Source organism: Pseudoalteromonas sp. 2CM39R (genome assembly GCF_023161845.1).
This window is the reverse complement of the sequence record NZ_JALNTM010000007.1, coordinates 172,387-198,303: the sequence shown is the minus strand read 5'-3', so window position 1 is coordinate 198,303 and position 25,917 is coordinate 172,387. Positions and strand designations below refer to the sequence as shown.

The 25,917-nt window shown below is 40.2% G+C and carries 24 protein-coding genes; 10 read left to right on the top strand and 14 right to left on the bottom strand.

What is annotated here, in order from left to right:
* Nucleotides 1-80 precede the first annotated feature (80 nt).
* Both MTF66_RS17310 and MTF66_RS17305 read left to right on the top strand, forming a co-directional pair.
* A complete protein-coding gene (locus MTF66_RS17310; protein ID WP_248527703.1) occupies nucleotides 81-3,302 on the top strand; it encodes a response regulator in 3,222 nt (1,073 codons plus the stop codon).
* 67 nt (nucleotides 3,303-3,369) lie between these two features.
* Nucleotides 3,370-4,671, top strand: coding sequence for an MFS transporter (locus MTF66_RS17305; RefSeq protein WP_138570475.1), 1,302 nt, complete (start codon nucleotides 3,370-3,372; stop codon nucleotides 4,669-4,671).
* A 41-nt stretch (nucleotides 4,672-4,712) separates the two neighbouring features.
* On the opposite strand, the gene MTF66_RS17300 is transcribed toward MTF66_RS17305, so the two are convergent.
* Nucleotides 4,713-5,321 (bottom strand): flavin reductase family protein, encoded by a 609-nt coding sequence (locus tag MTF66_RS17300; protein WP_248527702.1) that lies wholly within the window; start codon nucleotides 5,319-5,321, stop codon nucleotides 4,713-4,715.
* 104 nt (nucleotides 5,322-5,425) lie between these two features.
* On the opposite strand from MTF66_RS17300, the gene MTF66_RS17295 reads away from it, so the two are divergent.
* The 4 genes from MTF66_RS17295 (at nucleotide 5,426) to MTF66_RS17280 (ending at nucleotide 8,591) form a co-directional block, all read left to right on the top strand.
* On the top strand, nucleotides 5,426-6,934 hold the full coding sequence (locus tag MTF66_RS17295) for a cryptochrome/deoxyribodipyrimidine photo-lyase family protein (protein ID WP_248527701.1): 1,509 nt from the start codon (nucleotides 5,426-5,428) through the stop codon (nucleotides 6,932-6,934).
* Nucleotides 6,935-6,936: 2 nt separating this feature from the next.
* Nucleotides 6,937-7,071, top strand: coding sequence for a DUF2256 domain-containing protein (locus MTF66_RS17290; protein ID WP_076921450.1), 135 nt, complete (start codon nucleotides 6,937-6,939; stop codon nucleotides 7,069-7,071).
* 124 nt (nucleotides 7,072-7,195) lie between these two features.
* Nucleotides 7,196-7,624, top strand: a complete 429-nt coding sequence (locus tag MTF66_RS17285; protein WP_024601924.1) for an OsmC family protein — start codon at nucleotides 7,196-7,198, stop codon at nucleotides 7,622-7,624.
* Nucleotides 7,625-7,829: 205 nt separating this feature from the next.
* On the top strand, nucleotides 7,830-8,591 hold the full coding sequence (locus MTF66_RS17280) for an EAL domain-containing protein (protein ID WP_024601923.1): 762 nt from the start codon (nucleotides 7,830-7,832) through the stop codon (nucleotides 8,589-8,591).
* 61 nt (nucleotides 8,592-8,652) lie between these two features.
* On the opposite strand, the gene MTF66_RS17275 is transcribed toward MTF66_RS17280, so the two are convergent.
* The gene (locus MTF66_RS17275; RefSeq protein ID WP_248527700.1) at nucleotides 8,653-10,140 is read right to left on the bottom strand and encodes a dipeptidase; all 1,488 of its coding nucleotides are present in this window, start codon (nucleotides 10,138-10,140) and stop codon (nucleotides 8,653-8,655) included.
* A gap of 161 nt (nucleotides 10,141-10,301) precedes the next feature.
* Between MTF66_RS17275 and MTF66_RS17270 the strand changes: the two genes are divergently transcribed.
* Nucleotides 10,302-10,484: a DUF2986 domain-containing protein gene (locus MTF66_RS17270; RefSeq protein ID WP_054202087.1), complete on the top strand. Its 183-nt coding sequence runs from the start codon at nucleotides 10,302-10,304 to the stop codon at nucleotides 10,482-10,484.
* A 3-nt stretch (nucleotides 10,485-10,487) separates the two neighbouring features.
* Here MTF66_RS17270 and MTF66_RS17265 read toward each other — a convergent pair whose 3' ends face one another.
* Entirely contained in the window at nucleotides 10,488-11,468 is a 981-nt protein-coding gene (locus tag MTF66_RS17265; RefSeq protein WP_193049126.1) for a TDT family transporter, read from the bottom strand.
* A 108-nt stretch (nucleotides 11,469-11,576) separates the two neighbouring features.
* Between MTF66_RS17265 and MTF66_RS17260 the strand changes: the two genes are divergently transcribed.
* Nucleotides 11,577-12,458 (top strand): LysR family transcriptional regulator, encoded by an 882-nt coding sequence (locus MTF66_RS17260; protein ID WP_193049127.1) that lies wholly within the window; start codon nucleotides 11,577-11,579, stop codon nucleotides 12,456-12,458.
* 78 nt (nucleotides 12,459-12,536) lie between these two features.
* Here the strand turns inward: MTF66_RS17260 and MTF66_RS17255 are convergent, their stop codons facing one another.
* The 3 genes from MTF66_RS17255 to MTF66_RS17245 all read right to left on the bottom strand — a co-directional run bounded on the left by MTF66_RS17255 (nucleotide 12,537) and on the right by MTF66_RS17245 (nucleotide 15,368).
* Nucleotides 12,537-14,663, bottom strand: a complete 2,127-nt coding sequence (locus MTF66_RS17255; RefSeq protein ID WP_138620900.1) for a TonB-dependent siderophore receptor — start codon at nucleotides 14,661-14,663, stop codon at nucleotides 12,537-12,539.
* An 88-nt stretch (nucleotides 14,664-14,751) separates the two neighbouring features.
* Nucleotides 14,752-14,949 (bottom strand): helix-turn-helix transcriptional regulator, encoded by a 198-nt coding sequence (locus MTF66_RS17250; protein WP_008108814.1) that lies wholly within the window; start codon nucleotides 14,947-14,949, stop codon nucleotides 14,752-14,754.
* Entirely contained in the window at nucleotides 14,946-15,368 is a 423-nt protein-coding gene (locus MTF66_RS17245; RefSeq protein WP_010391213.1) for a hypothetical protein, read from the bottom strand. Before MTF66_RS17245 ends, MTF66_RS17250 begins: the two co-directional genes overlap by 4 nt.
* Nucleotides 15,369-15,709: 341 nt before the next feature.
* Here MTF66_RS17245 and MTF66_RS17240 point away from each other — a divergent pair, with 341 nt between their 5' ends.
* Entirely contained in the window at nucleotides 15,710-16,918 is a 1,209-nt protein-coding gene (locus MTF66_RS17240; RefSeq protein ID WP_055011682.1) for an MFS transporter, read from the top strand.
* A gap of 53 nt (nucleotides 16,919-16,971) precedes the next feature.
* Here the strand turns inward: MTF66_RS17240 and MTF66_RS17235 are convergent, their stop codons facing one another.
* Complete coding sequence (locus MTF66_RS17235; protein WP_138620898.1) at nucleotides 16,972-18,018, bottom strand: NAD(P)-dependent alcohol dehydrogenase; 1,047 nt, start codon at nucleotides 18,016-18,018, stop codon at nucleotides 16,972-16,974.
* A gap of 122 nt (nucleotides 18,019-18,140) precedes the next feature.
* Nucleotides 18,141-18,854, bottom strand: a complete 714-nt coding sequence (locus tag MTF66_RS17230) for a DUF1499 domain-containing protein (RefSeq protein ID WP_055011680.1) — start codon at nucleotides 18,852-18,854, stop codon at nucleotides 18,141-18,143.
* 191 nt (nucleotides 18,855-19,045) lie between these two features.
* Between MTF66_RS17230 and MTF66_RS17225 the strand changes: the two genes are divergently transcribed.
* A complete protein-coding gene (locus tag MTF66_RS17225; protein ID WP_008108632.1) occupies nucleotides 19,046-19,267 on the top strand; it encodes a hypothetical protein in 222 nt (73 codons plus the stop codon).
* A 76-nt stretch (nucleotides 19,268-19,343) separates the two neighbouring features.
* Here the strand turns inward: MTF66_RS17225 and MTF66_RS17220 are convergent, their stop codons facing one another.
* From MTF66_RS17220 to MTF66_RS17195, 6 genes are all read right to left on the bottom strand, one after another.
* Nucleotides 19,344-20,294, bottom strand: coding sequence for a sensor histidine kinase (locus MTF66_RS17220; protein ID WP_109875576.1), 951 nt, complete (start codon nucleotides 20,292-20,294; stop codon nucleotides 19,344-19,346).
* Nucleotides 20,287-20,838: a heme NO-binding domain-containing protein gene (locus MTF66_RS17215; protein WP_138620894.1), complete on the bottom strand. Its 552-nt coding sequence runs from the start codon at nucleotides 20,836-20,838 to the stop codon at nucleotides 20,287-20,289. Before MTF66_RS17215 ends, MTF66_RS17220 begins: the two co-directional genes overlap by 8 nt.
* Before the next feature lie 220 nt (nucleotides 20,839-21,058).
* The gene (hrpB, locus tag MTF66_RS17210) at nucleotides 21,059-23,485 is read right to left on the bottom strand and encodes an ATP-dependent helicase HrpB (RefSeq protein ID WP_248527699.1); all 2,427 of its coding nucleotides are present in this window, start codon (nucleotides 23,483-23,485) and stop codon (nucleotides 21,059-21,061) included.
* Between the two features lie 48 nt (nucleotides 23,486-23,533).
* Nucleotides 23,534-23,950: a hypothetical protein gene (locus MTF66_RS17205; protein WP_036956812.1), complete on the bottom strand. Its 417-nt coding sequence runs from the start codon at nucleotides 23,948-23,950 to the stop codon at nucleotides 23,534-23,536.
* Nucleotides 23,943-25,292, bottom strand: coding sequence for a FliI/YscN family ATPase (locus MTF66_RS17200; protein ID WP_036956811.1), 1,350 nt, complete (start codon nucleotides 25,290-25,292; stop codon nucleotides 23,943-23,945). The genes MTF66_RS17205 and MTF66_RS17200 overlap by 8 nt, the downstream gene beginning before the upstream one ends.
* On the bottom strand, nucleotides 25,285-25,917 hold the full coding sequence (locus MTF66_RS17195) for a FliH/SctL family protein (RefSeq protein ID WP_036956808.1): 633 nt from the start codon (nucleotides 25,915-25,917) through the stop codon (nucleotides 25,285-25,287). Before MTF66_RS17195 ends, MTF66_RS17200 begins: the two co-directional genes overlap by 8 nt.

Genomic DNA, 25,917 nt, shown 5'->3' with positions numbered 1-25,917 from the left:
GAGCATTAATAAATAAAAAATTTAAGCTCTCAACAAATAATGCTTTTTATACTTTTTTAGTATTGAGCTTAATATTATCAGTGACTATTTCTTTACTGTTTGTTGGTCATCGTGCAAATACTGCTATCTATGATTTGCAAAGTAAAAGTCTTGAGATTGAATCTAAACTCACCACCAGCTACCTCACACTATTTTTAGAAACAAGAACACAAATTCTTAATGACCTTGCTCGTCAACCTATTTTATCTAACGCCATAATGGGGTCAGACACCTCAAAAGCGCTACTCCAAGATTACCTTTTTCAATATAAAATAATGGGTAGCACCGAAAAAATAACGATTATAAACGTATTAAAAGAGGTGGTTTTTAGTAACGACCCTTCGCTTAACGAGCTGAGTATAATTGAGCAACCATGGATAAATAGCTTACTTGAAGAGCAAACAGAAAAGGCGGTGATATTAAATAAGCCAACCAATACTGATTTATTCACAATTGCGGTGCCTATAAAATATAATAACTTTACTGAGGGCGTGCTTATGGTTCAATTTAATACGCCAATGACCCAGTTACTACCGACCGACTTTGACCGTGAAAGACATGGACTGACATTAGCAGGACCATGGGTTTATTATTCTAATTTAAATCAAGGTGACGAGTATGTCAGCATTAACCAAAACCTCATTGGCAATACAGATATAACATTAAACTACTACATTACTGCCAATTTAATTGCTGCTAAAACCACTCGCTTCATAATCGATATTGCTATATCAATTATTGCAAGCATGGCTTTATCGACATTATTTCTGTTTTTATTTGGCAGGCACTTACTACTAAACCCGTTTAAGCTTTTAGAATCCTCAAAAGAAGCGATAAAGCAAAGTGAAGCGCGTTACGAACTGGCAGTTAAAGGCAGTAATGATGGTATTTGGGATTGGGATATTGTTACAAATGAAGTATATTTTTCTCCCCGTATTAGCGTATTGCTTGGCTACGACGAAAACGATAAAAACGCTTTACCTCACTGTACTGATGCACTTTATAAGTTACTTCACCCTGATGATATAACCAAGCATAAAAAGCAAATAGCAAATCACTTAATTAGCAACATTCCCTTTAATTACGATTATAGATTAAAGACTAAATCAGGCGCTTATCGTTATTTTACAGTAAAAGGGATGGCACTGCGCAATGAGCATAATAAAGCAATTAGAATGGCAGGCTCTGTAACTGACATTACTGATCAAAAACGTTCTCAAAAAGCATTAAAACAAGCAAAAGAGCAAAATGATTTATTAGCGCAGGCAATCGAATCATGTAATGTGGGTATTTCTATAGCCGATGCGAGCGTGCAAGGCTTTCCTTTAGTATTTTTAAATTCTGAATTTGAAAAAATCACAGGCTATAGTAAAGGGGAAATGCTAGGAATAAATTGCAGCTTACTTCAAGGGCCAAACACAGATAAGAACGCAATAGATATTATTACTCATGCAATAAAAACATTAAAAACTCAACGTATAGAGATACTAAATTATAAAAAAGATGGCACGGAATTTTGGAATAGCCTACAAATCTCACCTGTTTTTAACGAGCAGCAACAGCTCACAGCTTATGTGGGAATTCAGCAAGATATCACTGAGCAAAAAGCAGCGAATCAATTATTAATTGAAGCAAAAGCGGCGGCTGAGCAGGCTAATATTGCTAAAAGCGAGTTTTTAGCGGCAATGAGTCATGAAATTCGCACGCCTATGAATGGCGTATTAGGCATGCTTAATTTGATTTTAGATAGTTCATTAAATGAAAAACAACATCATCAGGTAAGCATTGCACTCAATAGTGCAAACTCCTTATTAAATATTATTAACGATATTTTAGACTTTTCAAAAGTAGATGCCGGTAAGCTTGAGCTTGAAGAATTGGAGTTTAACCTTTGTAACATGCTCGACAATTTTATCGAAACAATAGCAATTCATGCTCACAGTAAAAATATTCCGTTAATGCTAGATATAGAGCATCTTGAATACGCTTTTGTCATTGGTGACGCCGGACGCCTCAAACAAATTTTAACAAACTTAGTAAATAATGCGCTTAAATTTACCCATGAAGGCGAAGTGCAAGTTATTGCTAAACTCACACCGATTAACAACAATCAAATGCGTTTTAGCTGCCAAGTAATAGACTCTGGAATTGGTATTTCTGCAGCTCAACAAGCCAAGCTATTTAAATCATTCTCTCAAGTTGACTCTTCAACAACACGAAAATATGGTGGCACGGGCTTAGGCTTAGCGATTGTTAAAAAGTTATGCCACCTAATGGAAGGTGATATACAGGTACAATCTAAAGAAAATAAGGGCAGTAACTTTAGCTTTAATGTTGTTCTAAAACGCAGTAAAAACCCACAAAAAGTATTACCCCCTGTAGATATGTCATCGTTAAATATTTTAATTGTGTGCAGCAATCAAACTCAATCTTCTATTTTACACAAGCAGTTTACTAAATGGGGAGCAACAGCCGTAATCAGCCCATCCGCAAAGCAGGCTGTGAAAACATGTCAGCAATATATCGAAAAACAAAACCTTTGTTTTGATTTAATTATGATTGATATGCAGCTAAGTGACGGCGATGCGTTAACCTTAAGTAAAACCCTTGATAAAGAAGTAGATCTTATGGCTGCGCATGTTGTTTTAATGACCACGGGTGAGCTAAATAAACAGCGCGATTTATATCAAGCGTCTCGGTTTTCAGCCATTGTTACAAAGCCCATAATCACACAAAATCTTTTTAAGATGCTATCGACCTGCTTTAGCGGTAAACAGCAAAGTAATAACAGCCTCATTACTAAGGGTTTATCTGACACTCAGTCTTTGTCGAGCGATGATATTGTGTGGGACAAAAACATTCGTATTTTACTAGTTGAAGATAACAACATTAATCAAATCGTCGCCTCTACCACGCTTAAAAAAATAGGAATTAATAGCATTGATATTGCAGAAAATGGTCAGCACGCGCTCGAATATTTAAAACAAACAACTTCCCATAACCCGTACTCACTCATTTTAATGGATTGCCAAATGCCAGTGATGGATGGTTACCAAGCCACAACCCATATAAGAGTAAATGAAGTTGGAAGTAAAAATCCCCAAATTACTATTATTGCTATGACAGCAAACGCTATGGTGGGCGATGAAGCTAAGTGCTTACAGGTTGGAATGAGCGACTATATTTCTAAGCCCATTGCACAAGACATATTATTTAAAAAACTTCTAAAGTGGTTGCCATATGAACTTAAAAACAATGAGTAAAGTAGATATGTTAACCATACCATCTTAATATATATAAATATTTGTACTTATACAGCGGTAAAATAGAGTGAAAAAACTGACAAAAGAACAAATTTATAAACGCTTAAATAACGAAGAAGATGCTCGCGCGTGTAAGGCCATCGACGACAATGCCTGTCAGGAAGTACCCGGTAATTTTATTATTTTACTCATTAGCCAGCTGTTTAGTAAGTTTGCTGATGCACTGCTTAATCCAAAAATAACGCTGCCATGGTTAATGCAAAGCTTAAATGTACCAGCGAGTTTTATTGCTTGGTTAGTACCAATTAGAGAATCGGGTTCATTGCTGCCCCAACTTGCTATTGCTAACGTTATTCGCAAACTCCCCGTTCGTAAATGGGTATGGGTAATAGGTGCAGTGATGCAAGCAGGATGCATTTTAGCCATGGTTGCGGTGGCGTTCACCCTCAAGGGCGCACAAGCAGGCTACGCCATTATTGGCTTATTAATTTTATTTAGCCTTGCCAGAGGGTTTAACTCTGTCGCTGCAAAAGATGTGCTGGGCAAAGTTATTCCTAAACAGCAACGCGGTAATATTAGCGGGCTTGCTGCAAGTATTGCCGGTTTTGCTACATTAACGTTTGGTCTCTTGATGTGGTTTTTTTCACAGCAAAAAGATCAAGATATTGTGATCATCGCTTTACTACTGGGTGCATTAATGTGGCTGATTGCCGCGTTTTTTTATGCACAAATTAACGAATATAGTGGCGCTACCGAAGGAGCGAATAATGGCCTATTGCACGCGTTTTCAAAGTTAAAAATTTTATACCAAGACAAACAGTTTGCGCATTTTGTTATTACACGTGCCTTACTGCTTTGTTCAGCATTGAGTGCCCCTTTTTATATTATTTTAGCCAGTAAACAGTCGTTTGAATTTTCTTTACTTGCCACCTTTATTGCCGTTTCCGGCTTTGCAAGCCTAGTCTCAGCGCCGATTTGGGGACGCTTAAGTGACTTATCTAGCCAGCGAGTGCTGGTACTCAGTGCCACTTTGGTTACCATTAATGGGCTGGCTGTATTTGTTATTGCAACTTGGTATAACGAGCTGCTACTAAATTGGTGGGCTATGCCTATTTTGTACTTTTTACTCTCAGTTGCGCACCAAGGAGTACGCTTAGGGCGAAAAACGTACCTCGTCGATATGGCAGAGGGTAACAAACGCACCGATTATGTGTCGGTTAGTAATACCGTTATTGGGGTTTTATTACTGATGTTGGGCAGCATAGGCTTATTAGAATCGTTTTTATCAACCGCAGAGCTTATTTTGCTTTACAGTGGGTTAGGTTTTTTGGGGGCAATGAGTGCACTGTTTTTACCAAAAACAGAGTAAATAGCGTGCTGTTTAACCTAATGTAATTAAAGCGCTCACCTTTAAAGTTGTGGGCGTTTTAATACAAACTTATCTTTGGTGGTGCTAAAGTAATCGCCGCCCATTTTACCTACTGCATCTAAACGTGTCGGATCTATGTAGCCATTTACCAACGTGGCGTCATCTATAAAAATTCCCACTACATCTAAGAGCATCATTTTGCCACCGCTTGGTTCATCTGAAATAGTGATCACTTCTCGAAGCTTACATTCATAGCGTACTTTTGAAGCTGCAACACTCGGCGGATTAACTAACTGGCTTGGGACTCTATCTATGCTGGCCTCATCAAACTCACTGACATTATTAGGGTAATTAGCGCAGCTTTGGTTCATTTGCTCTACTAAGGCATGACTAACAATATTAACCACACATTCTTTGGTGGCTAGTAAATTTGTCAGTGTATCTTTATTGGCTTTATCGCTGGGGTTAACTTGAGTAACACTTAACACTGCAGGCTGACAACTTGCTACGGTAAAAAAAGAGTAAGGTGCAATATTGGTTACCCCCTCACTACTTAGCGTGCTTATCCATGCAATCGGTCGTGGACTAATACCGCCAACTAAGTAGCTATAAACAGAGCGGTTGCTGTTTTGCATTAAATCTAAAAACATTATTTCTCACTTTTAAGTTAAAAACTAAACCCTAGTACTAGACAATACGTATTTATAGATTGGATCTTCATTAATACTACACCGTTAGCAAATAGTTTAATTTCATGCGCCAAAAAATAAACATTGTCTGGTTTAAACGCGATTTACGTTTAAGCGATCATCAACCGCTTAAACATGCGTTTAGCAATGGGCTTCCAACATTATTGCTGTACAACTTTGAGCCGCTGTTACTCGAAGATGCTCATTATAACGAGCGACATTGGCGCTTTGTGTATCAGTCGCTATGTGATTTAAACCAACAACTTGATCGCTTTAATAGCTGCGTTTACATATTTAAACAAAATATGCAGTCGTTGCTTGAAGAGCTACACACCCAGTTTGAAATAATTAATCTCTTTAGTCACCAAGAAATCGGCTTAAATAATACATTTGAGCGCGATAAAGCGATTAAAGCATGGTGCCAACATAATCAGATTAACTGGTTAGAGTCACCAACGGGGGCTGTCATTCGGGGTAAAAAAAATCGCAATAATTGGAATGAATGCTGGCAACAAACAATGCAAGCGCCAATTGCCATCCCAGATTGGAAACACATTAAAACAGTGACACTCACACACTACCAATCGCCAGAATTACCAGACAGTTACACAGCTGACGATGACAACTTTCAATATGGAGGGCCGCGACTTGCCCGTGAAGTAATGCAAAGCTTTTTTGCTGAACGCGGTAAGGGTTATCAAAAAGGAATATCCAGCCCAAGCTTAAGCCGTACGCATTGCTCTAGGTTATCGCCCTATTTAGCGTGGGGAAATATCAGCCTGAGGCAAGTGTATCAAATGGCGATTGACGCATACCATTCAACCCATCCCGATAAAAAAGGGTGGAAGCGTCCACTTGCCGCGTTTGTATCGCGCTTGCATTGGCATTGCCATTTTATGCAAAAGTTTGAAAGCGAGTGTACCATGGAATTTAAAGCGTTAAATCCGGGTTACCATGCATTTCCGTATCGTGATGACGCTCAGATTACTAGCGATATTGAACGCTGGGCACAGGGGCAAACTGGTATTCCTATTATTGATGCCTGCATGCGCTGTTTAAAAGCCACCGGTTATATCAACTTTAGAATGCGCGCTATGCTGGTTAGCTTTGTAACGCATCATTTAAACATTAGCTGGCAACAAGCAAGTTTTCCGCTGGCTAATTACTTTTTAGACTTTGAACCGGGGATTCATTACCCGCAAATTCAAATGCAAGCCTCTGTCACCGGTATTAATACTATTCGTCATTACAACCCAATTAAGCAATCGGAGGATCAAGACCCAACCGGTGCGTTTATAAAAAAATGGTGCCCTGAACTTGAAAAGCTCCCCATTGAATATTTACATCAACCTTGGGAACAAACGCCCATGGAAGCATTATTTAATGACTTTAAACTTGGTGAAGATTACCCAGAGCCGATGCTTGATTTAACTCGAGCATCTAAAGAGGCACGCGAGCGATTGTGGCAATACCGAGAGCGTAGCGATGTTAAACGTGCTATTCATGCCATACTAAAAAAACATGTAGCCATCACTCCCTCGGTACGTAAATCCAAAAAGCAGTCAGGCAAATAACTATGGCACATAAAAAACTAACCCTACCTGAAAAAATATGCCCTGTGTGTAATAAACCGTTTGCGTGGCGTAAAAAATGGCAACGAGACTGGGATAACGTTATTTATTGTTCTGAGCGATGTAAACGTAGCAAATAGAGATTGGCGTTTATCTTGCAGCCTCCATGTTACTACGTACATTTTTAAGCAATTATCGGATTATTTTACATACAACTGATATCAATGCTGAAAAATTTACATTAATCGCAACAAGGAGAACATGATGACAATTAAAAAAACGGCAAGCTCAAATTGGTCTGGCGATATTAAAAGTGGTAAAGGCACTATATCAACTCAAAGTGGTGCTCTCGATAACCAGCCGTATGGGTTTAATACTCGCTTTGAAGATAAGCCCGGCTCTAACCCAGAGGAGCTAGTTGGTGCAGCCCACAGTGCTTGCTTTAGCATGGCGTTATCATTGGCGTTAGGCGAAGCAGGTTTTACTGCTGACGATATAAGCACCAAAGCAACAGTAAGCTTAGATGAAGTAGACGATGGCTTTGCGGTGAGTGAAATTGAATTGGTAGTTAATGCAAAAATTACTGATATTTCCAATGAGCAATTTCAAGCCCTGTGTGAAGACACCAAAAAAGGCTGCCCCATTTCAAAATTACTCAATACCAGCATAAAGCTAACGGCAACACTTAACTAATTTTGTAAACCAATTATACTTTTTGCGTAGCAGTAAGATTATGTTTTAGCATAACCTTACTGCTAATTTTTCATGAATTAAATAAAAACTTTATTATGAGTTATATTAATGTTCGCTAATATAATTATGTAAAATCTCAATACTTTGTTAGGATTACAAGAAACTTAACCACCTTTAAGTGTGGGTTAAATTTAAAGGTGGATGCATGAACGAGAAATCACAAAGTTGCGAAAAAGTATCTTGTAGCAACTGCGCTGATTCTAGCGAACTAGATTTTGACTTTACTATGGCATTTCAGCCTATTATAAATTGCCAGAGCAACACTATTTATGGGTATGAAGCATTGGTTCGTGGTTTAAATAATGAGTCGGCTTATTCTATTATTTCCCAAGTAAACGACGACAACCGCTATACCTTTGACCAACTGTGTAGAATTAAAGCCATTGCACTTGCCTCTAAGCTAGGCATAAACACCATGCTAAGCATTAACTTTTTACCCAACGCTATTTATAAGCCTGAGCGCTGTATTCGCACTACCCTAGAAGCGGCTAAAAAGTACAACTTCCCTACAACTAATATTATGTTTGAATTTACTGAAGTTGAAAAAATAGAAGACAGCAGCCACGTTGAGCGGGTTGTAAGCTACTACCAAGAATTAGGCTTTAAAACAGCTACCGATGACTTTGGCTCAGGCTATTCTGGATTAAACTTACTAGCTGACTTTCAAACAGATATTATTAAACTCGATATGGCACTTATACGCGATATCGACAAAGACACAAAACGCCAAACTATTGTGCGTAACTGCTTAAATATGTTTGAAGAACTGAACATAATGGCGTTAGCTGAGGGTATTGAAACAGTTGAAGAATATCACTGGCTAAAAAGTGTCGGCATTGAATTAATGCAAGGCTACTTGTTTGCAAAACCTGGGTTTGAGTGCTTACCAGACGTTAATTTTCAATAACATTTAGTTGTTATAAAAAAACCGCCATCAAGGCGGTTTTTTAGTTTTTGCTATTGGTTAATTACATATTTCCCAGCTCTATCATCATTGCGGTGTACATACGTAAATTAAGTGCTAGTTGCTCAAGCGTAATAAATTCATGTTCTGAGTGACCGGTGTAGCGTTTACCTGGCATTGATGGACCAAACGATACGGCATTATCAAATAACTTAGCGTTGGTACCACCACCAATAGAGACAAAATCTGCGTCTTGATCGCCAGTAAAGTGTTTAAAAATATCAAGTAACTTCTGCGCATGGGGCGCGTCATCAAGTAACATGGGTGTACCAATTGTGGTTTTAACATTGGCTAATGTTACTTTATTATCAGCTTGCCATTGAGTAAGCGCACTATTAATTTGCTGTTTTAGTAAGTCAGCCTCTTTACCCATAGGACGACGAGCATTAACCGCTAACGTTAGGTTATTACCGTCTCGTTCAATAACTGTGGGCGCTACCGTCATTGGCCCCATAAAGTCATGTTTATACGCAATATCACCAAACTGTTTACCGTGAATATCTAGGCCAATTAGCTGATTTACAAACTTAATGAGCTGCCCATCGCTGTTGTTTTCAAGCTCAACGGCTTTAAATAGTTCAGCCAAATAAGCAATGGCGTTAACACCTGACTCTGGCTCAGATGAGTGAGCCGACATGCCTTTAACACTAATTAAAGTCCCATCTAACTGATCATCAAAGGTAAATTCTACTTGCTTAAGAACCTTGGCTGTTTGTTTTAATTGAGCCATCAATTCAGTACTCGCATTATGCAAAGTTAAGCTGGCATCTTCAGGGATTTGGCTAGCAAAGGCACCACCCGTTACATTGCTGACATACACACCTGTTTGTGGTGATGTTGCATCAAATGTTGGCGCAATTAAGCTCCAGCCTTTTTCAGCAACCACTACAGGGTATGAGGCATCAATGGTTATCGCATACTTTGGTTGCTCATAGGTTTTCATAAACTCAGTTAACGGCTCCCAATCAGACTCCTCCGCTAGGTAAACCATCAGCTCAATGCGGTTATCAAGGGTTATGCCTTTATCTTTTATGGCTTTCATCGCATATAAAGCGGTGGCTATAGCGCCTTTATCGTCTTCGGTACCTCGGCCAACTAATTTACCCGGCTCTGAGGTATCAATAATAAATGGGCTTTGTTTCCATTTGCTGGCGTTTGCAGGTTGTACATCACCGTGAGTCACTATGGTTACTTTTTCTTTTTGCTCACCCATGCCTATGAGTACGGTATAGCCTAAATCTTGGTAGTCAAAGCCCAGTTCAGCGGCTTTCATTTTTAGTAACGCTTTAAAGCCAATAAAGTCGGGATTTTGTGGTGCGCTAACATCACTTTTATTAACCGTTGGAAAAGACACCAAATTTGTGAGTGTATGTACTTGCGCACTTTGGTAGGTATTTTCAGCGTAATCAGCCACGCTGTCATTAATTTTATTTAATTGTGCATGAGTATTAAAGGCCAATAAAGCGATACTAGCTAAAGCTAACTTTTTCAAAACAAATCCCATTTAATTAACAACCAAGAACTATAATTATAACGCCCTTGTTTAATAACAAACAACGCTTTGCGACAGAGCGTAAAACCGCCACTATATTTATCTAACAGCTTTACTAAAGATGCCTGTATAATGCGCACCTTAAAATTACGGGGTTAATCATGAATCGCAGAAAAAAGATCATTACAAAATTTAATAACAAAGATAAGCGTGCTAATGCCAAGCTGCATAAAAGCAACAAACCGGCTTATGTTTCAAAAGCAGAGCGCGCAAAGCTTGCTGAGCAAGATGCCGAACAAGCAATTGAGCACGCGGCCAACGAAGTAGTGCAAACAAGCGTTTAATTGTTATTGCGATAGGGTGAGAGGCTTAAATTGAGTGTTAAAAAGCTTAAAGTGAGCCAAATAACGAACCGCCACATAGCAAACTACCCCACTTGCCACAATCAGTTCAAACGTTGCTAAATACTGTATTTGTTTAACAAACTGCAAATCAATACCCTCTGCATGCATCCATGCGGCAAGTTTAAATAACGCGGTAGCACCAATGACCATAGGAAAAGTAAACGCAGCGTAACCTGGGCAAAATGGACGGCGCAGTAATTTAAAAAATGCGACGTAAATTATAAAGGTCATCAGTACCGCAATTCCAAATAACAAGCCAATAATAACCGGTGACGGCTCGCTGATAACTGTAAAGTAACCAGCTAACGATAAACTTGCTGGCGCCGCTAAAATAGCCAGTGTAGGTTGTGCAGCATCAGGAATGTGCGCAGCAAAAATGATCCGGTAAATCATCATAGGCAACATAACTGCATACATCAGCATGCCAAAATAAAGCGCCCCTTGTGCTAAAAATAGCAGAGCCGGATTCCCTGAAAACGCGACATCGGCAACAATGATCCCAACCGGCGGTACAAACCAGCTTGGCACCATATGCTCAATTTTAAATTCAATCACGCGATGAGCAATAAAGCTGATTAAAAACACCACATGTAATAAAAATGCACCAACCCAAAGCACATCTCCCGCAAGGGAGTAAAACTGCCCTAAAGAATTAGACACCACTAAAGTAGCCATAGCAAAAGTAGGCACCACACTTCCCACAATCGGATGGGCTAAATCGGCTTTAAGCAGCTGAGGATGCAATAAAAACTTAAGTGTTAACAATAGCAATAACACGCTCGCAATAGCGGCACCGGTATATTGTGCTAAGCCATTTAGGTTAAACATACTCTCCCAAGCCCAACCTAGGCTGGCAATACCTAATGCCAAACCGCCCATTGGTGTTGGTGCACCAGATACTTTTGTTTTTATATGTTTAAACATCTCTATTCCACCCTGTGGTTTTAACTTACAGAGAAGTTTACGCTTGCATTTTGTTTAGTTAAATCTAACTATATAGAACACACGTTCATAAAAACAAAACGTAAAATCATGAATATTTCCCTTAAACAGCTCAAGGTGTTTGTAGGCATAACCCAGCACAGCACCCTTACAGCAGCGTCTGAGTCACTGTTTTTATCTAAAGCGGCGGTTAGTATGGCACTTAGCGAACTTGAAAAGCAGTTAGGCCATCCGTTATTTGATCGTGTAAATAACCGATTACTATTAAATCAAGAAGGGCAAAAACTACTGCCCCTTGCTGATGAACTATTAAATCGGGCAAATACTATCGATAACTTATTTTTAGACAACGCTCCTGCCAGCGGAACTTTAAAAATTGGTGCCAGCGATACGATTGGTAATCATGTATTGCCTGCTTTGTTAAGCAACTTTAGAGCGCAGCAACAGCATTACTCGCAACAAATACTGATTTCCAATTCGACGCTTATTTGTCAAAAACTTATAGATTACGAGCTCGATATAGCACTTATTGAGGGCCAAGCCCACCAAAGCGATTTAGTCTCTAGTGTGTTTAGCCATGACGCCATGTGTATTATTGCGCCAATAAACCACCCATTGGCTGCAAAAAAGCAACTTAGCTTTAACGACTTAAATAGTAGCCAATGGGTATTAAGAGAAACTGGATCCGGCTCGCGCTCTTTCTTTTTACATAGCCTTGCGCCACAAATTAAAAATTGGACGCAAAGCGTAGAGCTCAATACCACTGAAGCGCTTATAAACTGTGTAGCAAATGGCTTAGGGTTAGGATGTTTATCATCACTTGCTGCGCAATATGCCCTAAAAGATGGCCGTGTTACACAGCTTAATTTAAACCACCCCATGCAAAGGCAGTTTTGGTTAGTGATGCATAAAGACAAGTACAAAAACCCGCTGTTAAAGCAGTTTATAGAATTTTGTCACAAGCAAACTTAAAAATTAATAGCAATAAACCGTCAGACTCGATTAACCTAAAATCGAATCTGACGGCTGATACTACCTTAATCTATCACCTTAAAACGCGTAACTCATGGCTAAATTTATAGAGCGCCCCTGCCCTGCTAATTGATTAAAGCCCTGCGACATATCTTGTTTAAACTCAGCAATACTTACGCCACCAAGTGGTAATTCATAATATTCATCAAGCAGATTGGTAATATCAACACTCACGGTAAGTGCATCCCAACTGGCTTTTGAGCTTAAATTAAGTAAATGATACTGCTCAGTTTGGTTTTCTAGGCGGTTGCTGTCTACGCGGGTTTTACTATCGACCCACTGCCACGTGAGTGCGTTTTCAAAGCGGCCTATTTGCTGATTAATAGTAAATTGGGTTTGCAGCGGCTTAATTTGATAAAGCGGCTGATTCGTATCGTCGCGCTTACCACGGGTGTTGGTAATATTAGCTTTTAACGACCAGCTACCATACTGCTTAGACTCATGCAGTGCTAAAACCGCATCTAGCTTTACACCATAAAGCCTGGCATCTATGTTATTAAACATAAGTACATTACGGGTATTGGCAGCAAGCGCTGTGCGGTTAAAGCTTCTTACTATGTTGGCATCAATATAGTCATTCACGTCGCTCACCCAAGCGTTAGCACTTATACGCCAGCTGTCATCTTTTGCCATGCGGGTGTACGTGCTGCTAAGCGTGTGTGCGGTTTCTGGTTTAAGGTTTATATTACCAATATAGCCGTTGCCATCGCCGTACCATCCAATCATGGTGGTGGCCATATTACCTACGCCCCAGCTATAGCGTTCGTATAAATTAGGCGCACGATTTTTACGGGCTAAGCCAATTTGTAGTTCGTCGTTATTGCTTAGTTGATAATTAATCAGCACGTTTGCATCAACTAAATTATCTGTTTGTTTTTTGTTTTGGTTATTAAACTTTTTAGCCGCCATTGCATCACTTGGCATCGCCATAGCCATTGCATTCATTGCAGCCATGCCTGCATTATATGCTTGTACATCATCAGTGTTGGTCATTACATTTTCAAATCGAATGCCTGCATTTAACCACCAGCGAGTATTTAGTTGGCTTTCATATTCAGCAAGCAAAGCAATACGCTGACGTCGGCCATTATTAATATTTTTATAGTCATTTGGTCCCATCATCATTGAGCCCTTAACTGCAGGCCACCAGTCATCTAATTTCATGTGGTGATACTCTTGCGCGAGTAGTAACTGGCTGTTGTTATCAAGCGCTAGTCGCCATTTTAACTGGGTACTTATATCTTCGGCGTCGGTTTTCATGGGCATTTTTCCGGGTTTTTCTGCGCTAAAAAATCCCATTTCATGCTTTACGTTATGCCAATTTAACTGCGCTTCAAGCTCACTGTTTGTAAAAGCGCGCTTATACTGAGCAACAGCGCCATAGCTGGTGTTATCTGTCATATCCATATATTGATTAGCAAAGCCTTGATAGGGTATTTTTTGATGGCTTAGCTTAACCACTAATTGTTGCTTATCATCGCGCATGGCAGCACTTAAACTATGGTTTTGCGCGCGGTATAGGGTGTCGAGCACTAAATCGCCGTTACCATCTTCATAACTGTTAGCATCGCTATAAGCACCTTGATAATTAAAACTGAGTACATCGCTGGCAATGCGCATACCTGCGCCGACCTTTTTGGCGTTATCAAGGGTGTTGTACTGGGCTGACACATAACCTGAATGCCATGCAAGTTCGCTATTTTTACTGTACTGAGGTGAAATAGAATTAACAGCAATCACACCTGCAATATTATCGCCTCCCGCGCTTACTGGAGAAACACCTGCAACCACTTTGTAGCTACTAATTTGATTAGCTGAAATATAAGACAGTGGCGGGTTCATTTGGTTAGCACAGGCGGCGGTGATTTGCGCCCCATCAACCAGTACCGCCACTCTATCGCCCATTAAACCATTTAAAACAGGTAAATTGGCCATGCCACCGGCGGCTGAAAAGTCCACTCCTAAATCGGTTAATAGCGATTCAGATGAGCCTAATGATAGGTGTTTATTTTGTGCTTGGCCGTGCACTTCAATCACTTCAATTGAGGTGTCATCTGCAAAAGCAACTGGCGATAATACGCTACTTATAACAAGCGCTAAAGGGGATAATAAATAAGAGGTTAAAGAATTTTTTTTATCAGTCATTATTGATTTACCACAAAATTTTTGTGGGTAAATTATACTTGCTGTAGCAATCTAAAAAGCGCGACATATTGTCGCACTTTGTTAATTTTTAACCCTGTTCGTCGTCAAAAATATCTTCTATTTTTAACTCAAACAACCTTGCTGCCTTAAAGGCCAGTGGCAAGCTGGGATCAAACTTACCTTTTTCAATCGCATTAATAGTTTGGCGAGAAACATCTAGCAGCTCGGCCAACCTTGCTTGGGTGTAGTTATGCTCGGCTCTTAATACTTTTAATCGATTTTTCATTCATCACCTGCGCAATAGTGTTTATTAAGCACATACACGCTAATTAAATACACTGCCCCCATTAAAAACATTAAATCGGGTATTTGTGCTTTAAAATCAATTAAGCCACTCAATTGCAAATTAGTGTACGCAAGCCCACCTACCAATATTGCACCTAGGGTAAACCCCATGGCACTGAGATGTATTTTTTGCATCAGCTCATCCATCCCCTGTAAGTAACGTTTGTTAGCCAAAATCATTACAATGCCGGCTATTACATTTACAACTATAAAAAAGCCGCTAATTATCTCGGCGCGATCCCAAATTAATGTCGGGCCAAAGCTACATAACGCTAAGGTGAGTAACCAAATCAAGGTACATTTAACCAAGTAGCTAGTATTTTTAATTTGGCGTTGTTTTAAATTTAATTCTGTTTTCATTGCTTTAATCCTGTTTCAAAAGTAATGTTTACTTTACAAATATCATTCATACCATACAAAAAGTCAAGTTAGCATTACATTTAAATCTAATATATCTTGTTTTTAATGAGCGAGTGGCTTGCAAGCCCATATAAACCAGCCTTTCGTTTGCTTAAGTTAAATTTTATTCATCTTAAACTATGATTTAGACCATGACGGGAGGAGGCTTTTAATTTAAAATGCCAGCCTCTTTATTCCTCATTCCCATATTCAATTTTAAATAAACGTGTGTGTTGTATTTTTTAAACGTACAGGCGTTTTGTTTGCTATTAAATTTTATTCAATACCTTCAAGGATTTTACATGGCCGTTGATACTACATCGCCGTCGAGTCAGCCCAATAGAGCCGCTATTTTAGTTGTACTTGCGCTAGGCACCTTTATTTTGGGTTTATCTGAATTTTCTATGATGCCTATGTTGCCATTAATTAGTGAAGCATTTGGTAGTACCCCATCACAAAGTGGTTATGCCATTAGTGCTTATGCTCTTGGAGTGGTTGTTGGCGCGCCTATTTTAATGTTGGCAACAGCAAACATGCGTAAACAAAAAGCGCTGTTACTATTTTTAAGTTTAATGTGTATTGCTAATAGCTTAAGCGCCTTAGCTAGCTCATTAGAGCAACTTGTGCTGTTTCGGTTTTTAAGTGGTTTACCCCATGGCGCATATTTTGGCGCAGCCTTGTTATTGGCCTCAGATATAGCGCCTGCTGGAAAGCGTGCTAGCTTTATGTCAAAAGTATTTATGGGGCTGACAGTCGCAACCATTGTAGGCGTACCCGTAGTAACGCTCGTTGGGCAAAATTTGAGTTGGCGTTATTGTTTAGCCGGGGCAGGTGTACTGGCGTTTATTGCCTTTATTTTTGTTTATTACGTGGTACCCAATGTTAAAAATACTCAAAAATCTAATTTACTAAACGAGTTAGGGGTATTAAAAAATAAACTGGTTTGGTCTATTTTGGGTATTGTTATTATTGGTTTTGGTGGCGTATTTTGTATTTATACCTACGTGGCCGACACTATTTTAGATGTGACCCAATCACCCGCCTATACTATTTCAATTGCGATGGTGATGTTTGGTATTGGCTCCACACTCGGTAATTACATACTAGGAAAAGCAGCCGATAAATCGGCAATTAAAACCACGGGACTAACCCTCGCCTCAACTATTATTTTTGCATTTGCGTATGTAAGTGCCAGCTATAATATTTACTTACTTTATCTGGTGATCTTTTTTATTGGCTGTAGCTTAGGGCTTTCTACTTTAGTGCAAACACTGTTAATGGATGTATCGCCCAATGGCCATGCCATGATTGGTGCTCTCGTACAATGTGCTTTTAATATTGCTAATGCAATTGGCCCATGGGTAGGCGGCATTGCTATTGCACAAGGGGCACAACCAAATCAAACCGGGTATGTTGCAGGAGCATTATTTTTAGGCGGGTTATTTATGTGGTGGCTTAGCTTTATACAAATAAACAATAAAAGCGCAAAACAAACGGCTGCAGCGTATTAAGTATAAAAAGAGCCGCGTATAGCGGCTCTTGTTATATTCATTATTTTAATTAATTATACGTCAATCGACGCCATATCAATAACAAAACGGTAGCGCACATCTGAGCGTTCCATGCGCTCATAAGCGGTGTTAATTTCATCTATATTGATCATTTCACACTCAGGTAATACATTGTGCTCACCACAAAAGTCGAGCATTTGCTGTGTTTCTGCAATGCCACCAATTAAGGATCCTGCCACTCGACGACGACCCATTAACAATGGCACTGTGTTTAGCTCATCAACAGGGCCTACTTGGCCAACAATCACTAACGTGCCATCAATATCAAGTAGCGGTGTATACAGTGATAGGTCGTGCTTTACCGGTATAGTATCAATGATCACATCAAACGCTGATTGCGCATCTTTCATTTCATCATCGTTGTTCGACACTAAATAGTGCTTTGCACCTAGCTCAATAGCATCTTCTTTTTTAGATTCAGTGCGGCCAATAACCGTAACCGTTGCACCCATTGCCACGGCATTTTTAACCGCCATATGGCCAAGCCCTCCAAGGCCGACAACTGCAACACGGCTGCCTTTTTTAACACCCCATTTATGCAGCGGTGAGTAAGTAGTAATGCCAGCACACAATAAAGGCGCAACGCGAGATAGCTCTAAATTTTTAGGTACTGAAAGCACAAATTCTTCACGCACCACTACATGCTTAGAGTAGCCACCTTGAGTCATTTCACCATTTATTCTGTCTTTGCCACTGTAAGTGCCAACCATGCCTTCACGACAAAATTGCTCTTCGTGATTATGACATTGGTCGCAGCTTTGACATGAGTCAACCATACAGCCTACAGCAACGGTATCGCCTTGCTGATATTTAGTAACATCGCTACCAACCGAAATTACTTTACCAACAATTTCGTGCCCTGGTACTAATGGGTATTTACTGCCACCCCAATCGTTTCGCACTGCATGTAAGTCTGAATGACAGACACCACAATATAAAATCTCTATTGCTACATCGTTATTTCGTAAATCGCGGCGCTCAAAAGAAAACTCTGTAAGTTCAGAACCTTGGCTTTTTGCTGCATATCCGACTGTTTTCATAATAACTCCATAGTTTATTAAAATTTATAACTCACACAGTATGCATTATCAGCTCTGAACATGAACTGACCTAGCAACTGCAAAAAACCCAGCATAATGCTGGGCTATTCTATTTTTAGATATTACTGCACCACAACGGCGTTTAACTCGTCAATCAAGGTTTTAATACGCTGGGCATTTTTGCCTAAATCGCTTTTACCAATGCGAGATTTACTGCGTATGTCTACCACACGCTTACTGCCTTTGTCGTTAATTCGCACGACAACATCATCTTTAAAGCCAAACCAGGTTGTGGTGTCTGTTGCTTCAACAATGCCATTATTAACATCGCTATTAACCAGTTCCCAACCAAGGTTCTCCATGGCTTTTGTTGTGGCTGCCACTAACTCTAGTTGCGTTTGGTTGTATTCGAGCGATTTTAGCTCTGGGTATGCTTTTCGTTGTTGCGCTGCCGTTTCTTCACCGGCGTATGCAACAGGATTAGGTGCATCAGCACGCAAAGGCACAACCGCAACAAACTCAGGAGGGTTAATTAAATCGGTAGAAATATCATGAATTGGCGGAACACTTTTTGCTGTATTCATCATGTTAAGCGGCATTGCAATAGCAACTGCTGCAAAAATAACAGTGATCACTGCACTGGCTAAGCTCACTGTTTTACGCATAAATAGCACCTGAACTAGTAATAAGGCTAATGCTGCCCCACCAACATAAACACCTAATCTAAAACCGGCAAAAGCAGTGCCTAGTTCAACAATATTAAATTTATAAAGGGGTCCCGGTAGTACCACCATTAAAAAAGCGATAAGCCCAACTAAGCTCACTAAATATTTCATTGCCTACTCCGTTATTGTTATATGGTTATTGTTTTTTAAACAGCTTTATACTGTTAACACTCCAATTTAGATTACTATGACTGATAAGTATCTATAAAGTCATAATTTATTACTCTTTTAAAGTAGATAACTTGACTCCTTGGTAAAAATCAACAAACTACGGGGGTAAAATTATCAGGGTGTTATTATTTATGAAAACAGAGATTAGTTACCGATTTGAGTCATCACAAGTGGCCAATCGCTTTTTACACGAATTAAAAGATTGGCCAGTCAATGACGTAAAAACACGTCTTTTTAATGGCGGCGACAGCGTTAAAGTAAGCTACGAATATGATGAAAGCGGGTTTGATTATACCGTTGCCGAACTTGATGATTTAGCCGAGCAACACGGCGGACAAGAAGTGTCGAGTTAAGATACTAATACCTAAGCTGAATAGCCACAACACACTTTGTAGCTATGCCTATATTGTAAACTTTAAGCTTACAAAGTTATGTAGTAATAGGTATTACACAACGTATTAAAGACCCCTTACCCACTTCACTTTCAACCTCTATAGTGCCATTGTGCTCTTTAAGTACATTGTAAACTATAGCCATTCCCATACCTGTGCCTTGGCCTACGGGTTTAGTGGTAAAGAAAGGATCGAACATTTGTTTAAGTGTATCAGCGTCCATCCCACAGCCGTTATCTGCCACTTCTATGTAAATATTGTTTTTATTGGCAAACAGTTTAATAGTTACTTTTCCTTGCTGATCGTGCAAGTCATCACAAGCGTGTTTGGCATTAATTAATAAGTTTACAAAGACTTGTTTCATCGATGATATATTACACTGTGTTAGGGGTAACTTTTCAATGTGTAACTCTATAGCACACGTTCCCAGCTGGTTTTCGAGTAGCTTTAGCGTGCCATTTAATGATTCTGTAATATCTGCCATTGTTGTTACGTTGTCTTTTAGGCTCGCAAAGTCGACAAGATTACTAACAATATGAGCGATACGCTCTAAGCCCTCTTGAGTATCATCAACTAAGTCATCAATATCATCCACAATAAAGCTTAAGTCGTTCTCTCGGTTGAGCTGAACTAAAATAGACTCTAACTGCGTTACTGAAATCGATTTATCTACAAATTGTTGAGCCGCCGTCATTAACGAAACCAACACGGGCTTTATAAATTTTATGCTTGCTACATTACTGGTTATGTAAGCAAGCGGATTATTTATTTCGTGAGCCATGCCAGCAGAAAGTGTGCCTAATGTGGCCATTTTTTCACTTTGCATTAAGGTTATTTGTTGGTTTTTGACCGTTTCGAGCTTTTCTTCCAGCTCTTGATTAGCAATAAACAACGCCCGTGTTTTGTCTTCTAGTAGGGTTTCTAATTGATCTCTGGCTGATTTTTCGCGCAAATACGCTTTTTTATAATTGTAGTCGTCTTCAGCCATGGGGAGTCTCATATTTTATTTCAATTAAACACGAATCAAACCCATTATGCATGCACTGGGCATGATTAAGTTTAGCATCAACCCCATAATGAGCCGCAGCACCAAAAATAAGCCCTTCGGCGCACATACAAAGCTGTCGCTTAGAGTTGTAACGCATTAAAATAAACCCGTCTTCAATAATTTGGGCGTCAATTTCAGGTAAATTAGGCTCATGATAAAGCTTAGCGACTTCAACATGAATTACTTTATCAATACTAATAATGAGATCAGCAAAACTATTAAAGCTGTCTACTATAGCTGGGTGACGTGCCTTTAAGTGAGAAAATAAATACTCTCCAAAGGCCTTTAATACCTCTGGCATAGACATAGAAAGTGCAGTTGCTACATCTTGTGCCAAACCAACTATTTCTTCATCTGGATAACTTTCTGCAGAAATATAAACACGACCTTCAGGTGCATTTTTTTCAAGTAAGTCGTCCCATGCAGCCATGCCACATTTTTCAATAACCAGTGCCTCAAGCCCTCTAAAGATAACGCCTTTCATGCATGTTCCCTCCATTATCACTTTTAGATTGTTAGCTGCGCCTTCAATTAGTTACAAACGCTCGCTACCTTACGGCTCATATTTACACTAGCGTAGTAAGTCTTACTCTGTAAAATGTCAGCATTAAAGTAATAGTAGTTTAGTCGCTTGTAAAACGCCCAAAAAAGTTCGTTATTTGCATGGTCAACATTTAACATTAAGTAAAGTTAAGAAAGCGTGATCACATTCTGCTTTTTACTCTATTGGTGGCAACGCTATTGGCAGGATCGTCTGGCCAAAAATGCTTCGGGTAGCGCCCTTTCATCTCTTTTTGTACCTCGCGGTAACTACTATTCCAAAAATGTGCTAAGTCTTGAGTTAACTGTAGTGAACGCTTGCCTGGAGATAACAACTCCATTAGCAGTGTTAATTTACCGTTAGCTAACATAGGCGTGCTGGTTAAACCATATACTTCTTGCATGCGCACACTAAGCTTGGCAGGTCCATCAAGTTGGTATTCAATTTTTATGTTAGAGCCACTTGGTACTGTTAGCCGCAGTGGGAGTAAAGATTTTAGCTCGCTTTGCTGTTGCCAATTAAAACAATTTTGTAGTGCCTCAAAATAATTAAACTTTTTAAGTTGCTCAAGGGTTTTAATATCTTCAAGGTATACCCCTAACCAATCACCTGCTGTTTCAATGAGCTGCTGCTGACTAATAATAGGAAACTGTTCTGGCATCAATTTACTAGCTAAGCACATTCTAATAAGTAACTGCTCACTTTCTTTTTGCTCGTTAAACAGTGAAAAGCCCTGTTTGGCAAACAAACTAAGCCATGCCTTGGTGCGCTCTGTTTTATCAAGCTTATGTTTACTTGGTTGGCTACTAAGGGTAATTTCCCCAAGTTTTACTTCATCTTGATGAATAAACCGAGCGGCTTTTTCATCAAACTCGCAGCGGGTTAACTCAGTGAATAAATACGGTAAATACTCTTTAAGCGAAAATGGATTTAGCGCCGTGGCCGCAAAAATACGCCCGCCTTTATGTCCGCCCATACTGGCAATAGCTATATATTCGTCATTATGCCAGTAGTCAGGGTTTAGTTCAGCCCCTGCCCCATTTGCTAATAAGTAGCCATTACCACGTTTTTTAGCGATGCGATCAGGGTAGGCAAGCGACACTAATAAGCTTAAATGTTCAGTGTTTAAACCTGTACGACTGTCGGTAAATTTTAAGCGTTTGAACCAATAATTTAATTGCTGCTTAAACACCGGATGTGGTCGTTGTTGTTGACTATGCAGTGCTAGGTTGAGCTCATTGGCAGTGCTAACTCGGCTTTCTAGTAAGGCCACTAAATAAATAGCTAAGCGATAAATCCCACTTAACTGTGGTTCTAACATTTGCGCTTTTAATAACATATGCGCTAAGCGAATATCGGCACCAAAGCCCAACATTTTACTACCCAGCGTGGTGAGCTTACCGTTACTATCTATAGCTTCAAGCATAGATAATAAATTAGTAGCTTGGCTGCATTGTTGCTCACTCGGCGGGTCAAGTAAGGTGAGTTCACTAATACTTGCGCCCCACTGCTTCGCCTCAAGCATCAGTTGGCTAATATCTGAGGTAAGAATATCAGGGTTATCGTGGCTGTTTCGTCTTTCAAAAGTTTGTTTGGAACCTAACCGATACACAACCCCTGGTTCTATTCGTCCTGCACGCCCTGCGCGTTGTACTGCCGATGAACGCGATATACTTTGCGTAGTGAGCTCAGTTACACCGGTTTTTAAATTAAAGCTGGCTGCACGGCGCTTGCCGCTATCAATCACAATTCGAATGCCTTCAATGGTTAAGCTGGTTTCGGCAACATTGGTGGTCAGTACTACTTTTCGCATCCCTTGAGGCGCAGGTGCTATTGCAGCTTGTTGATTGGCTTTATCTTGCTCACCAAATAAAGTGGCGACTAGGCAGTTACTAGGTAAGTCGCTCAATGCTTGTTGCACGCGCAGTATTTCTCGTTGGCCGGGTAAAAATACCAGCGCACTGCCGGTTTGCTCATTGAGTGCTTGTTTTATAATAGCGGGGATGGCATCAAGCCAGCGGCTTTCATCTTTTATTGGGCAATATATTTCGTCAATCGGGTAACTTCGCCCGCTTGACTGAATAACTGGGCAATTAAAAAATGCGGTATAACGATCGCTATCGAGGGTGGCCGACATCAGCATAATGGTTAAATCTTCACGTAGCGCCGCTTGCGATTCTAAAGCAAAAGCCAGCGCGGTATCTGCTGCGATAGAGCGCTCATGAAACTCATCAAAAATCAGTAAATCAACATCACTGAGCTCAGGGTCATTTTGTAACATGCGTGTCAGCATGCCTTCGGTGACTATTTCAAGGCGCGTGTTCGCACTTACTTTACTCTCACCTCGCACCCGTAAACCGACACTTTGCCCCAGCGTTTCGTTTTGGCAATGCGCTAAATAATTGGCAATATTACGTGCAGCTAAGCGCCGAGGCTCCAACATCACTATGTGTTTATAATGCCCATCGCGCATAAGCTGTAATGGCAACCACGTTGATTTACCTGCACCAGGTGGCGCTTGCAGTAAGGTGATTGGGTTGGCTTTTAATGCATCAATGAGTGAGTTATATATTTCTTGAACCGGCAGCACGCTATTTACCCTAAATTACTTTGTCGCCATTGTAGCAAAAATTAGCAGTTATTTATGTAGGGTACGACTATGTGCTTGGCTGACCATTTCATCTAAAACTTTAGCTTCTTGTTGCTGCGCTTGGCTTTGAAAAGCACGGTGCCTGTTGCTTACTATCCCTTCTATGCCTTTGGTAAAGCTCATTTGCTTAAAACAAGCTTGCTGTTGACGTAATTCATCTTGCTGTGAATCATGAATCCGCGCTTGTTGCTGCGCTGACAAACCAGACAAAATGCGTTTCATCCCTGATAAATTTTGTAAGCTTAGCGCCGAGCTCATTTGCTGGTTTTTAACCATACTGTTTATGTGCTGCTGTAGCTGCGATAGTCGCTGCTGCTCTAAGTTACTTCTTTGTTGTAATTGAGTTTGCTCGGCCAGCATTTTATCTAATTTTTGTTGTTGTAATCCTAAAAATTTATTAAGCATTCAGTTCACCCATCACTGCATTTAACTGATTCACTGACTGTGAAAAATCCACTTGTTCGTTCAATCCTTGGCATAAAAATGATTCGATTTTTGGATACAAATTTACCGCACTGTCGAGTTCCGGATCTTTACCTGCCTGATACGCCCCTAAAGGTATAAGCTCATGTACTTGCATATAGCGGCTATAAAGTTTTTTCAATTTATAACAAAAGCTCAATTGCTCATCGCTCACTATATTTGGCATCACTCGACTAATCGATGAACCAATATTAATGGCCGGATAGTGGCCCTTTTCTGCTAGGGTGCGATCCAATACTATATGGCCATCAAGAATTGCTCGGGCGTTATCGGCTATTGGGTCTTGTTGATCGTCGCCTTCAGCTAATACCGTATAAATGGCGGTCATGCTGCCTTTGCTTTTTTCACTATTACCGGAGCTTTCAACCAACTGGGTTAATTTACTAAATACCGATGGCGGGTACCCTTTAGATGCGGGCAGCTCGCCTACCGATAGGCCAATTTCACGCTGTGCTTGCGCATAGCGGGTTAATGAGTCCATTAATAGCAATACATTTGAGTTTTTATCTCTAAAATAGGCCGCCAGTTTATGACTAAGCTCGGCGGCTTTAATACGCAATAAGGGAGAATCGTCCGCTGGGGATGCAATCACAATAGCCTTTTTTAACCCTTCTTTACCCAAGCTTTGCTCAATAAAATCTTTTACTTCCCAACCACGCTCACCGACTAGGCTTACAATAACTACATCGGCCGAGGTAAAACGGGTCATCATGCCAAGTAATTTACTTTTACCCACACCCGAACCTGCAAATAACCCTAAACGCTGGCCTTTACCCACACTAAATAGGCTATTAATAGCGCGAATACCCACATCTAACGGCTCGGTAACGCCTTTGCGCTCCAGTGGCGTTAAAGAATAATCGTTACCCAATTTACTGGCGCTTTTTGTGCTGTCTTGTTCAAGTGGGCCTAGGTTATCAATGGGTAGCATTTGCGCATCAATTACTCGCCCTAATAGCTTTTCTGAAATAGCCACATGGCTGTTTTTTATAACTGGTCTGACTCGCCCACCAGAATATAAATTTTGTATTTTTTTCAAGGGCATTAAATAGGCTTCATCTAGATTAAAACCCACAACTTCAGCGTCATACCAGTGACCGTCAACACTCTCAACTTGGTACTTTTCGCCCATAGCGAATTGCCCACCCGTCGCGGTAAGTGTTAAACCATTAACTCGTGTTAAACGACCATAGCTTTTAACTAATTCAGGCGGGGTTAGCGCTGTCAGCGCAGATTTTAAGCTAGTGTGTAGGGGGTTAGTCATGTGGCTGCGCTTTGAGTATTTCAGGTATCACTTCATCCAGTAAGCTTTGTAGGCGCTCTGAAAAAGAAAACCGATGTGTTTGTTGCTCTGCCACCAGTTCAACGTCTCCACTGATCAGAGCCTCATCAAAGTAAACCGGCACCGAAAATTCAGCTAAACGCGCATCATTAAAGCAGTGGCGATCAGCCCCTGAGATCATAACTTTTGTTACTACATCGCGATTGCTAAGCAAGGTAATGGCTTTTTCAATCAGCTGCGCGCGTATTTCGGGGCGTACTTTTAGCTCGCAGTCAATAACGTGCTCTGCTAACCTGCTTATCATCAAGGCAAGGTCTTGTTTAAACTCATCATTAAAGTTAAGTAGTTCGTTATTCGCTTTGTCGAATAAAGTGTTAAAACGTTCAATAAGCTGTGTTTTTTGCGCTTCAAGACACTCAGCAACACGCAACTCTATTTGTTGCTCCATTTGCTGCTCTAATTCGCTTTGCTTATTGGCAGCCCCTTGCGCGAGCCCTTCTTCATAGCCCTGCTGTAAACCAACACGCTGAGCAGCATCTAAACGCTCTTGCAGCGTTTGATGTTGCTCATTTTTATTTAAAGTGGGAAACCTAAATGCTTGACTCAT